Annotated in this window: 7 protein-coding genes; 1 reads left to right on the plus strand and 6 read right to left on the minus strand. The window is 55.4% G+C overall.

Annotated features, from left to right (window positions below; all coding sequences use genetic code 11):
* Positions 1-25 precede the first annotated feature (25 nt).
* Complete coding sequence (locus tag P8935_RS02485) at positions 26-1,273, plus strand: MFS transporter (protein WP_348263431.1); 1,248 nt, start codon at positions 26-28, stop codon at positions 1,271-1,273.
* A 115-nt stretch (positions 1,274-1,388) separates the two neighbouring features.
* On the opposite strand, the gene P8935_RS02490 is transcribed toward P8935_RS02485, so the two are convergent.
* From P8935_RS02490 to P8935_RS02515, 6 genes are all read right to left on the minus strand, one after another.
* The gene (locus P8935_RS02490) at positions 1,389-1,718 is read right to left on the minus strand and encodes a hypothetical protein (RefSeq protein WP_348263432.1); all 330 of its coding nucleotides are present in this window, start codon (positions 1,716-1,718) and stop codon (positions 1,389-1,391) included.
* A gap of 303 nt (positions 1,719-2,021) precedes the next feature.
* Positions 2,022-4,583, minus strand: coding sequence for a hypothetical protein (locus P8935_RS02495; RefSeq protein WP_348263433.1), 2,562 nt, complete (start codon positions 4,581-4,583; stop codon positions 2,022-2,024).
* A gap of 15 nt (positions 4,584-4,598) precedes the next feature.
* Positions 4,599-5,546, minus strand: coding sequence for a BadF/BadG/BcrA/BcrD ATPase family protein (locus tag P8935_RS02500; protein ID WP_348263434.1), 948 nt, complete (start codon positions 5,544-5,546; stop codon positions 4,599-4,601).
* 79 nt (positions 5,547-5,625) lie between these two features.
* Positions 5,626-7,200, minus strand: coding sequence for a tetratricopeptide repeat protein (locus P8935_RS02505; RefSeq protein WP_348263435.1), 1,575 nt, complete (start codon positions 7,198-7,200; stop codon positions 5,626-5,628).
* Positions 7,197-9,026 (minus strand): tetratricopeptide repeat protein, encoded by a 1,830-nt coding sequence (locus tag P8935_RS02510; protein WP_348263436.1) that lies wholly within the window; start codon positions 9,024-9,026, stop codon positions 7,197-7,199. Before P8935_RS02510 ends, P8935_RS02505 begins: the two co-directional genes overlap by 4 nt.
* A gap of 253 nt (positions 9,027-9,279) precedes the next feature.
* Positions 9,280-12,888 (minus strand): TonB-dependent receptor, encoded by a 3,609-nt coding sequence (locus P8935_RS02515; RefSeq protein ID WP_348263437.1) that lies wholly within the window; start codon positions 12,886-12,888, stop codon positions 9,280-9,282.
* Positions 12,889-12,897 lie beyond the last annotated feature (9 nt).

Here is a 12,897-nt window from a genome sequence, read left to right on the forward strand (position 1 = left end):
ATAGCTCATCCCCCGGGAGGCCTGAATGAAGTCGAACCACGCCGTTCCTCCTGTCTGGTTAATGGGCCTCTCCAACGCCACCCTTGGACTCAGCACTGGCATCATCTTCTTCGTCATGCCCCAGTTGCTGGCCGCGGAGCACATCCCCGAGGCCAAAATCGCGGCCATCACCGCCGTGGCCATGTCTGCGAATTTCTGGGCTGTCATCTTCTCACCGATCCTCGACGTACATTTCAGTCGCCGCTGGTATGCCGCTTCCTTTGCCTGGTTGGCGTCCGCTCTCCTCTTCACCGCTGTCTTGAATCTCCGTCATCTGCTTCTCCTTGAAGTTGTGCTCACGCTCGTCGTAGTCACAGCGGGCCTTTCCGCTTCGGCGCTCGGCGGATGGCTCTCATCAATTTGTCCTCACGATAAACAGAACCAACTTAGCGCCTGGATGAACATCGCACTCGTCTGCGGCACCGGAATTGCATCGGTCATGGGAGGCGAACTGGTCCGTCATTTGCCCGTGATCCTTGGCGCCGTCATCGCAGGTGCCATGATCTCCATCCCCACCATCATCTTTCTCTTCATGCCCGCTCCGGGACCTGACAGGCGTCTCGCCGGCGAGAGCTTTGCTCAATTCAACCGCGAGGTGCTGGCACTGTTACGCCGTCGGCAAGTGCTCATCGCTCTGCTTCTCTTCGTCTCGCCGTGCAGTTCCTTTGCTCTTACCAACATCCTGGGTGGCCTCGGCGCCGAGTTCCACGCCTCGCCGCGAGTTGTCAGCCTCGCTGGAGGCGGCGGGGCATTTATCTCAGGACTTCTTGGGTGTCTTCTGTTTCCTCTGATTGCCCGCGGCAGGCGCCTGCGCCTTCTCTATCTGGTCAACGGTATCGTGGGAAGCCTATTCACGCTCAGCCTCATCGTGCTACCCCACGTACCGTGGACCTTCGGCCTTGCTCTTCTCGGTGAATTCCTCTTCCAGGCCGGCTCCTATTGCATCCAGATCGGGATCGTCTTTGAAACTATCGGCAAAGACAATCCGCTAGCCGCTACAACGTTCGCATTCCTCACCGCGGCCACCAACATCCCCGTCACCTACATGATGGTCGCTGACGGCCGTGGATACGCCATGAGCGGCTTAGCCGGCAGCTTTTCCATCGACGCGGCCGTCAGCATAGTGGCGTGCATCCTGCTGGGCCTGTTCCTCTATTGGATCCCCGGCGGAGGATTCGGCAAAGACCTCAAAACAATCGAGCCGCACGAGCCGCTCCTCCAGCAAGAGCGATGATTTCGCGTGCCACTTCGAATGGTGGGATCACTGTGCCTGATGCGAGGACGGCAGACCGGAACGCCACTCATGCACTGAGAATCGACCATCGGAGTATGAGTGCTCAACGTTGTTATCAGTTCGCGTGTTTGCCTGCATCGCAGCAAGCGAAGGCTAAGATTAGGCATAGGAAGGATTGTCCACGATCCGCTCGGAACCCAAAGGTTAAATCATCAGCCGTCTTTACGAAACGCGCATCGATCCCGCCCATCAAACCTGCAATGAAATTGAACGAGAGAGTCCCGGCGACCCCGGTGATGCAGCCTGATAACGCATAGGCGGCCATCGCGGCCACAGCATAAAGAACTGGTGACGACGCCGTCATGGATTTCGGAATATTTATGTTGAGATTGAAGTGCACGAAGGGAAACACAATTATCCCGATTGGATAGGTGAACTGCTGCATCTCTTCGAGGAAACAGTATTGGATGAAGACGAGTACTGGCGGCTACGATGTCGACGACGAATATAAGCCACTGAAGAGACAATGCCGCAGAGCAGCAGGATGCTTCGTAATGTCCTTGCAGTTCGCAGTTCTTTTTCTACGGGAACTATTTGTGCCTGAATCGTGTCCACCCCTTTCATCGGTCAGCGGGTGGTAGACCCAGCACTTAGAACACAGCCTAGCCAGATGTCCGCGGCCAGGCCAAGGCAAAATGGACCTTGCATAGATACTCTTTCGGTTAATGGAGTCGAGTTCCTTGCAAATCTATTCCAGATGACCGGGATCCATTTCTTGGCTGCGAAGTTTGATCATTTCCAAGGCTCGAAGCACGAATGCATTCCATGCAAAGACGCGGTGATATCCAAAGAATCTGTTTCTCTCATCGGTCGGCAGATACTCCTGACTCGTTGGGTAGTTTTCGTCTATGTGCAGTTCGGCCCACATTCTGTTTGCAATCGCATGCTCTGACTTCTCCCACCCATGGAGTTTCCCTGTGACATACCCGCAGATTTCGATCCTCATCCAACTTCCGCCGTTGTAGTACACGCCGTCGGCAGCTTTGTTTGCATAGCCGGCAGCATAGGAGTCGCTGACCATCGGGTGCCACTTTTCGTTGAAGTAACTCCAGTCTTTCCCTCCTTGCGGCAGACCGATGAAGATTGGTCTTACTGAGCCACCTTCTTCAGGGAATGGGCAATTGTTGCGCGGCAACATGACTGGAATCCGGTTGAGGTGACTGATAACCATTTCGTCCGTCAGAATCTTCCGATTGAAAAGCCAGAGCGATAGAAACTCAGGAAAGATATCGGCAAAACCAATAGCATCGCGAATATTTCGTGACGGGCAAAGAAATCCAAGGCTCGCGTCATAGTAGCTGCGATACCCTGCCTCCGCCTTTGCAATGTAGTTCTCCGCGATAGTTGCGCTTAATTGTGGAATCTCCAGCTCTCGAATCGTTCTCAGCAACACGGCCAACATTCCCTGGTTCTCGCAGAGAATACTGGTGCCCTCGGGATATTGAATTACGTCGAGTTGACCCATGACAAACTTGGCTGTGCAAACAGCTTCGCGCTTCGGGTCGTAAGCAGCAAGGCAGTATTCCGCCGCTCGGCGAACTTTGTCCATGGGAAGCTTGGTACCGAATCGACGTCGATTGAGGAGCGCCCACATCAACCAGAGTGGCGTTGAATCGTTGGACTTGCGTTCCAGGTTGGCGATCTTCGGTTCGACCAGGGTGTTGATCGCTCCGTCCTCTCCCTGGTTGTCCGCCCATAGGGCAAAGACTTTCTCGTTCAGTGTGCGATCGTAAATGCCGTTGAGAGAGTAAAAGCTATCTCGCAGGTACATCTCGCCTGCAGCTGAATACCAGATGCTGGGCGCCAACATGGGCCGCAGACCCTCTTGCTCACCAATCCAACTCAACATCATCACGTCCGCATAGAGCACCTTCTCGGTGTCGCCCCCTTTGAAACCCATGCCGTCTGCGAGGTGAAGCTGACTTGCGAGGCGATAACCGCTTAAAGTATCGAGGACCGTATCGCTGACGAATATGAACGTAGTCTTCGATTGCGGCCGGTCCATCTCCAAGCGGTGGTAAGGCTCATTCCGGGTTACGATACGAGAGACCTCTAGATCGCTTACTTCGAACGACGGCAGTTTGCCACCCTCAGATCGAAGTTCCGCCTCGGCAAGAAAATCAGGGAGTGACAAAACAATCGCGGCGCCCACCCCTTGCAGAGCGGGCACAACAAACGAATGATGGAATTCTGCGAATACCGATGGGGATGCTGGTGCCGTGTCATTGAACAGCGTGAGATCGCCAAGCTTGTGAAACTCGTCGTCCACGTCCCATGCGTGGATAGAAACCGGAACCGCAGAGCGATATTTGAGTGCCACAGAATAGATATCGCCGCCTCTTGCCGAAAGTGGCACGAGAACGAAATCTTTAACCGTGCTGGGAGACAGCTTGACGACACCGTCTTGCTGTTCGACTTTGACGTTGCCGCTCTTTTTCCACGCTGATGGAGCGGCGAGATCAACCCGGATGTGCGAACCCTCCCCAGACATCTGGACAGTGGATTCTCCAAATGTCTGCTGGATGAATGAGCCTCGCTCCGCACGATCAGCGATGTTTGGGAGACTGTAGAGATTCAGATCGGGGATTCTGGCCGGAGCTGGCTTCACGGGTGTTCCATCACGCCGTATGATCCGGCTCCATTGATTGCGATATCCGGAATCTGTGAGAAGGCCCACGGTCACTCCATTTTGGGTGCGGAAGCCGGCAGCTGGGAAATATTCATGCAGTGCCCCGCCTTTGCAATCCGCATGATCGAAACTCCAGAGCTTTGCGGGAACTGTCTCGGGATCCAGACGATTTGTAATCTGGTAAAGCAGCGCGAACATATCAGCCTGTCGCAAATGAATCGTCTTTTTTATTACCTGTGTCGATACAATTTCGTACCTGACTTCGACGAAAACAGTCGTGCGTAGATTGATGAGTTGCATTTCTCCTGAAAGATGAACCTGCCTTCCGTCGCCCTTCCAGGATGCGGCTTTCCAATCATCGACCCGATCTTCGAGACTCCTTTCGTCGTTCTGGAAGACGGCTGAGAACTCCCCGCCGTTACGATGCCGCGCGATAGCACGACCACGATAAAGAATCGTGACTCCGTACCCATTTTGGGCATCGCCAGTCGTCTCAAGAGAGATCCCATCAGTTTCGGATGACTGAGAAGCGTATACGGATTCGGGCAGCAGAGTTGCCACTGAAGTAAGTGCCGAAAGCGCAAGAAACTCACGGCGGTCCAGTCTTGAGTGAGACGCCATATTTGCTGATTCCTTTTATCGTTCAGAGCTTGCAACTTGAGGGCTGAGCTGAATTAGGTTGGCAAGGCGCTGAGCGCGCCACACAGCGCCCTCGATACCAGCCACTTCGCGCTGGCCAACAGGCATGTTGGGCGCCGCTGCTCGGAGACCGGCAAAGAATGGTTCGCGAACCAAACGCCCTCTACCGATCACGCTGCCAATCCAAGCAACAGGAACCTCATCGACAAGGTTGTGTCTTTGGCGCAGTTTTGCGCGCACCAAAAGTACGGATTCGATCAAATCGGCTGCGGCCTGGTGCATAACATCCGCAGCCACGCTATCGCCTTCCTCGGCAAGATTGTGAATTGCGGGAGCGAGCGCCGCAAAGTCTGGCCCTGGCGTGCTATCGCCCATATTCACCAGTTCATCAATGCATGAGGTGTCCCAAATGCGACCCACAGTTTCAAGGACTCGCGTAGGCTCATTGCGGTCGTAAGCCTTCAATGCGCGCCGGACGGCGTGTAGGCCAATCCAGTAGCCTGAGCCCTCATCGCCCAGCCGGGAACTCCATCCACCAACGCTCTCTCTTCCGCCATCAGGGGCACGACCAATACAGTTTGAACCTGTACCTGCAATCTGCAAGATGCCTGGACCGCCCTTAAAAGCTGCATCGAGGGCAATGACCTCGTCACCGACAATTTCAGATTGCTCTACCCCGAAATCTCTGAAGACGTTTCTGATCCATTCGGCGACGCCGGGCATAGTGGAACTTGCGACGCCCACAGATGCGGCGCACACGCCACTGATACCAGCTTGTTTGTAGACGGTAGAGAGCAGCTCGCGCAGATTCTCTTCCGCCACTTCTGCGCCTACGCGGAGACGCTTGATCGATCCAGACTCCGCAAATGCAACAACCGATTCTCCTGACACGACCGAAGCACGCGTACGAGTGCCTCCGCCGTCAATTCCCAGGACAACACTCATGGCGCACTCACTCCTCTAACAGCTGAATCTGGATTCAATTGGTCACAACGGACCTGACGGTTCAGGATTTCCTTTTCGATCATGGATTGGGTGAAGATGTCGCAGTGTCCTGCGGCTGAAAACTACCGCCTCGCTCACGTTGTTTGCGGAGCGCATCGTTTCGTTTCTTGCTTACCAACTCTTGAGTTCTCTGCGCTTCCTGTTGGGCTTCATCGCGTAACCCCAGATGTGTGTAAACCCTGCTCAACTGGAAGTGCGCGGCTCCGAACTGAGGATTCAGTTGAACAACATGCTCAAAAGCCTGCCGCGCCTTCTGCCAGTCCTCCTTCGCCTCGTACAGCTTGCCCAGTTCAAAAGATGGATCAGGTGAATTCGGATCCAACTGCTCGGCCTGCTGAAGTGCGCCGATGGCTTCCTGTTCGCGACCAAGTCGGCTTGCCAACAGGCCAAAGTAATACTCCAGCAAATAATGGCCAGGGCGTTTGATGCGTGCTGCCTCAAGAACGCGTATCGCCTCCGTGTCATTGGCCTCACGAGCGTAAGTCTGGGCCAGGCCGACGTAGGCGGCATCGAGTTCGGGATTCTCGGCAAGAGCAGCATTGAACGCATCGCGGGCGGCAGAATAGTCGCCCTTAATCATCTCGACGGCGCCCAGACGCAGATTTAAAGGGGAGGTCGCCAGAGTTTGGTCCATCCCAATTTGGATAAACTGGATCGCCTCGTCGTAACGGTCCATGTCCATCAATAGCCGAGTGTAATCCAGTGTTCGATCCAGATTGGATGGGTCGGCGATAGCTGCAGCACGATAGGCATCCAATGCTTCAGACATCTTTTGCTGAGCTTCGAACGCCGCTCCGAGAAACGTGAGAGTGTTTGCATCTCCCGGTCGCTCTTTATGCAGTGCCGCAAGCAGCGTTGACGCCTCAGTTGAATTGCCGTCGTAAAGCAACGCTAGTCCCAGGTTGTATCGGTTATTCCATGACGGGTCGATTGTGGCAATGCGTTGGAAGCAGTGAGACGCCTGCTCAAATTGCGCGCGCTGGCTCAGTAGCACCGCAATCCTGTATTCGCGTGCTGGCTGGAGTTGATCGGTCTCCTCCATCTTCTTGATTCGGTTGGCGGCATCGTCTACCCGTCCAGCACGAATCTCAGCTTCGATCAAACCTGCGCCAGCTTCCGGATCTCTGTCGACCAATTGCCCAGCTTCATGAACCTGCTTGAGGGCTTCAGAATCATGATTCGTGGCTAGTGCCAGCAGCAACAGATAGTAGTGCGCGAAGGGATCGCTGGGATCGAGAGCGGAAGCCTTTCGGAGTTCCGGTTCCGCGCCCGTATAATCTTTTTCGTTCAACAGGCTAAATCCAAGATTTCGATGCGGCGCTGCTTGCGATGGATCGATACGAATTGCATTGCGATAGTGAGTTGACGCTGCGGCTGGATGACCAAGGTTGGTTTCTGTGATCCCGAGCAGATTCTCAATTGTGGCATTGCGGGGGGCAGCTCGGTGCGCCTCTTCCAGCTTGACCAGAGCTTGATCGAAATGGCCTTCTCGAATCAGCCTTGCACCGTCGTCCAAGGCAGAATTCTGCGCGGTGAGTGAATACACAGATATAAGCAATAGGACGGCAAGAGCAGGGATTCGATTCCGGTTCATTGCTTCGCCCCGTGGTCTGCATGATCGTCGGTGGAGACGGCGGCTGACCTCTCGGTTTTGATGGCGCGCACCTGGGCAAAGAGCTTAGCGGCTTCGTCTGTCTTGCCCTCAGCGCGCAGGACTTGCGCAAGCTGATAGTGCACACCTCCATCGCGATCATGCGCGAGATCGCGTTTTAGAATCTCTTCAGCTTGGGCATAGTTCTTCTGCGTTGCGTAGGCTTGACCCAGTTGCTGGTATGCAGGCCACAGATCGGGCTTGCTGCGAATTGCCAACTCGAGATGGGGAATTGCCTCTGCTGTGCGATCTTTCGCGATGAGTACGGCGCCGAGTTCCCCGTTAGCCTCAGGATGTCCCGGATCAAGTTCCAATTGACGCGTCAACTCGGCAAATGCATGATCCGCATCGCCATGCTTCCAGTAGAGATGACCGAGCCAAAAATGTACGTCGGGAAGATTCGGATCAGCTGCCTCCACGTCACGATATTCAGCAAGTGCCTTCTCGTCTTCCTCGCGATCGACGTAAAGCTGGCCCATCAACTGGTGCACATGGTAAGAATCCGGCGCGACGGCGACCAAACGGGCAATTTGTGCGATCGCCACTTGACGACGCACGACGACGAGCTCATAGCGCGCAGAAAGATCGTTGGGGTGGATTGCCAACCAGCGAAGAAGATCTGCCTCGGCCGTGTCATAGCGGTGCTGATGCATTGCATCAATCGCTTGGGCGAAGGCACCCTCATTCGGTTTCGCCTTTTGCGGAGCAGGGGCGAGCCGCTTGTATGCTCGGGCCGCAGCAGCGTCATCTCCCGAAAGTGCATATAGGCCCGCAAGTGCGACATCTCTTGCGACGCTTGACGGTTGCGTCGCCTCCAGCTTTTGCTCCTGTGCACTGCAAAGCGCAACAAGGTCGGCATTCGCCTCGCCGGCTGAGATGCGCCCTTCTACGGGCAGTCCAATTGCATCGAGTGCTTCGCTTTCGTTGACTTTGATCGCCAGCTCGATGTTCGAAAGTCCTTCTAGTAGTTGGCCGGAGAGAATCCGCACCTCACCGCGTTTTGCCAGCACAGTTGCCGACCTTGAAGACAGCGTGCCCGCCTGCTGAAGCTGTTCCAGAGCGGCGGGCAGTTGAGCTTGATCGAGGAATACCTCGGCAAGATCGAGGTGTGCATCGACCGACTTGGGATCGCGCTGAATTGCGCGGCGCAGATGGCCTTCGGCCTTGGTCCAATCGTGGTCAACTGCATAGGTGCTCGCATAGATTCGATCCGAAATGGCCGTCCCGGCAGAGTCTTCCAGTAGCTGTTCCGATTGCTGCTTTGCGGCCTTGCCGTATGCTTCACCAAGCGCGAACAGCAAATCAGGATCATCTGAGAACAGTGCGGCGGCTTTTCGCAATTGAAGCAAGGCTGCATCCAATTGTCCTGCGTTCCAGAGCGCTGTTCCCAGCCAACTCTCAGCCTGCTTTTCCTGCGGGTTCTGTCGGACTGCCTCACGTAAAAGTGGGACTGCCTGTGCCGGATGATTCAGACGAACTTCATCAATCCCCAGCCATAGGCTTACACCGCGCATGCCGGGCCTCAGCTTCCCTGCTCTCGACAGCGCACGCACAGAATCGTCGAATTTAGACTGAGCATAATAGACCAGCCCAAGATTTACCCACGCCTCAGGCAGTCCGGGAGCAAGCTTCAACACGGCCAAGTATTCATTGACTGCGTCATCAAGCCGGTTCTGCTGCTGTGCCTGTTGAGCAGCGAGAAAGTGTTGCTGAACCTGATCCTGGGTTTGTGAACTTAAGATCTGGGCATTGCCGAATAATGAAGGCACGAATGCAATTAAAACTAGAGCGCAGGAATACAAAACCTGCGCGCAACGGCAAGCAAACATGGATCGATAGAATTGTATTTTCGCTTCGCTGAATGCCATTGCCTGATCCTGTTCGGAGTTTTCTAAAGATGAATTTGTAATCCGAATTAGGTAGCGCTTGAATATTCAACACTTCCGAACCTCGCTGAAGAGGTCCGGAAGTGTTGGGTGGTTTTCAAGGTCATACGTAACAGCTCAGGTTAACTTGTCGGCGTCAGAATTCGATCCGCAAAGAACCCTGAATGTTTCTCGGTCCATACGCCAGGCCTCCAGCATTTCCAAAGTTTGAATTGGTGTTGACCAGTGGGTCACAGGTTTCCGTCGCCGAAGTACTGCAACTCACTGACGTGTCAAAACCGGTGAAGGTGTGCCGGTTGAAGATGTCGAAGAACTCCACACGGAAGTCGGTGTGGACCCTTTCGGTGAACATGGGAATGGCCTTGGTGACGTTAAAGTCCTCACTCTTGTTAAACAGTTCCCTTACCCCAAGAGCCTTAGGTGCGTCTCCAAAGGTGAAGTTGGGAGCTGGCGTGAAGGCAGCCTGGTTCAGGAGGCGGCTCTGCCCCCAGACATACTTGCCGTGGAGCGCACGGACTGGTTGTCCAGAAACGATGTTGGGACGTCCGTGTGAATTGCCGGTTGCGCCTTCAGGGCCCGCGAAGATTCCCGAAGTCCATCCGGATGAAGATACGGTGAGCGGGGTGCCACTTTGATATTTCTGGACGGCGGCAATCTTCCATCCACCAACGAGCACGTTGACGGGGCCGCCCTGGTTCGCGAACTTCTTTCCCTTGCCAAAAGGCAAATCGTAAGTCCACGCCAAAACAACACGCTGCGGGATGTCAAACGAGCTGAGCGCCTTCTCGACCTTCAGGTTGTAGGTGTTCAGGGCACCTGCATTCCCATTGCCTTCCCAACCGGCCTCACTCGGATATTCCGAATCGGCATTGGTGATGTTCTTTGACCAGCTGTAGTTGGCTAAAACGGTCAATCCACCGCTGAGTCGCTTTGTTGCCTGCACCTGGAGTGCATGGTAGGTGTAGTCGCCAAATGGATCATCCATCGTTGCGGAATCAACCGAGACGGTGCCGTATTGCGGGTAGGGCCGCAAAGCCTGCGAGACGGTGCCGGTGAATCCGGCAAACGGTGATGGCACTACACTCTGGCCTGCACAAGCAGGATTGCCGGACTGGTCCGCGATGTTCACCTGCAGGCATCCACCTCGGGCCATATTAACGGGATTCCCCTGGTTCGGGTCGTGCATGAATGCCTGCAAGTGGTCGCCGTGAGCGCCTACGTAAGCGACGTCCACGATTGTCTGCAGGGGCAGCTGGCGTTGAACATCAAGCGTCCAGTTTTGGATAGTACCTGGGCGGTCGACCTTCGACTCGATGAAGAGGGCATTGCCATTCCCGTTCATGACTGTGGGGTCGATGAAGGGCGGCTCCTTGCCGGGATAGGCCGTGATCTGCGAGAGCACGACGACCGGGGTCTGAATGCTGGCTGCGGTGGGGTAGGTGTAGCTGGAGAAGAAGCCCTGGCTATCGTTCTCAGCAAAACCTCCAACGCGTTGGGTAGAGAAGTAAATCCCATAGCCGGCGCGGATGACAGTGTTGGGATCAACTTGATAGGCGAGACCGACGCGAGGGCCGATGCCCTTCTTGAAGCTCGTCTGTGGGGTACTGCCGCCAAGGCGACCCGGTCCGTCGCCTTCGAATACGTAGGCACCAGGAAGACCTCCCGCGCCAGGATTCGGCAGAGTTGGGTTCACAAAGGACATGCGGTTTTTCTGCTCCGTCACCGGGATTGGCATGTCGTAGCGAAGGCCCAGGTTGACGGTAAGCTTGTTGTTGAGCTTCCAGTCGTCGTTGCCGAAGAAGGAAAGATACTTGGCGCGCCATCCGTTGTTCTGCGGGATTGAAACAGAAGCATTTGAGGCTGCGCCGAGGTAGAAGCTGGCGAAGCCAAAGCCGGAGTTGGTGTCAGCGGCAGTGCTTGTGGGGCCGCTCGTGAAGTTGAACTGGCCAGCGCTGCCGGTAAGAATATCCAGGTTGAACTGCGCGGCGCGATATTCGCCGCCAAACTTGAAGCTGTGCCGCCCCTTCTGCCACGAGACCACGTCGTCATATTGAAAGACGTTGTCGACAAAGGTGCTGGCGCCATCGCTCGGGGTATTGATGCCATTGCCAGGATAGTTGTAGCTGAAACGTGGGAAGACCTGGTCCTCTACGCCCTTGAGGCCAAACTTACTGGCCCAGTTCCCGCCATATCCGCCCTGGCCCGAGCCTTCGATGCGATGGCGACGGGTGAAGCCAGCGTTGAAGTGGTTCAACATGGTGGGCGAGATGAAGAAGTCATAACCCAGACGCACATATTTGTTGCCCTGTGTGTTGCCACCTGTGTACAGGGGCCCAAGGCTCGAGGTGCTGACGTAGGGCATGTTACCGGTAAAGTAACTGCCCGAGATTTTGTTACGCGCGTTGATGTTCTGGTCCATGCGTATGGACCACTCATCGGCCTGCTCGTGGTTGGCACTGTTGACTGGGATGTTGAAATAGGGGCTGGTGACGCCTGCGGGGGCAACCGGCATAACCTTTTGCGCTGCTGCAAAAACGGGGTCTGGGGCTTCGGTGATTTTGTTGTTCGGATATGCCTGGCAGGGCTGTCCCTGGTTGGCTCCGGTGCAGGTTGTGTAGTCGTAGAGAATGTGGGCCTGGAAGTTCTGCCCGTTGACTGTCACAGGAGTGAGAAGAGCCGAGAAGTCGCCGCCGAGCATTGCCTGGGTGGGAGCAGACAGCAATGATTTGCCGCCATTTACCTGCCGGAAGCCTTCGTAATTGAAGAAGAAGAAGGTCTTGTCTCTGCCGTTGTAGAGCCACGGAACGCGCACCGGTCCGCCCAGGCTTGCGCCGAAGTCGTTCTGGGTGTCTAGAGGCTTGGTTGCTGAGTTGGCCCCGAAGACAGCATTTTGGTAATCGTTGAGCCAACTGTTCGCGTCCAGGACGCGATTCTTGAGCAGATCGTAAGCAGAGCCGTGAAAGTCGTTCTTCCCTTGCTTGGAGGCAAGATTCACCACTCCGCCGCTGGCGCTTCCAAACTCAGCATCAAACGTGTTCGTTAAGACCTTGAACTCGGAGACAGCCTCCACGCTGAACCCATAAGTGACCTGCATATTTGCCGAGGCGAGCTCGGTGGTCGCACCGTCAAGAAGGATGTCCTGACCGCCCTGTTGTCCTCCGCTGAGCTTGAAGTTTCCGGAGGGCGGGGAGGAGGGGTTATTGGTCATGTCGCCGGCGAATCCAGGCGCGAGAGCTGCAAAATCGAGCGGGTTGCGAATCTCACCGCCGAAAGGCAGAGGAAGCGCATCCAGCACCTGCGGGGTCATCGTGAAGCCGACTTCGGGCGATTCAGTTTCCAGATGCGATGCATCGCTGTTCACGCTGACCGTAGCGGACTCAGCACCCACCTTCAACGCTGTGTTCACCGTGGAAGTGCTGCCCACGTCGACGGCAATGCCGCTCTGACTGTAGGACTCGAACCCTGGCGCTGTCACAGTGAGCGTATAGGTTCCGGGGGGAAGTTCACTGAACGTGAACAGTCCCTCCTCTGTCGCTTTGGAGGTATAGCTGCTGCCTGTGTTTGTTTCCTTCAGAGTTAATCCGGCGCCTGGGATGAACGCGCCATTCGCATCTTTCACAGTGCCGATCAGAGTGCCTCTGTTCGACTGGGCCAGGACGGGGATTCCGACCCACAAACTGAGCACCACCAACAGCCACGTCGCCACTCGCCAGTACGTTTGCGCCTTGGAATCTCTGTGCATCATGTCGTGCCT

The organism is Telmatobacter sp. DSM 110680 (assembly GCF_039994875.1).
In the GTDB taxonomy this organism is placed as follows: domain Bacteria; phylum Acidobacteriota; class Terriglobia; order Terriglobales; family Acidobacteriaceae; genus Telmatobacter.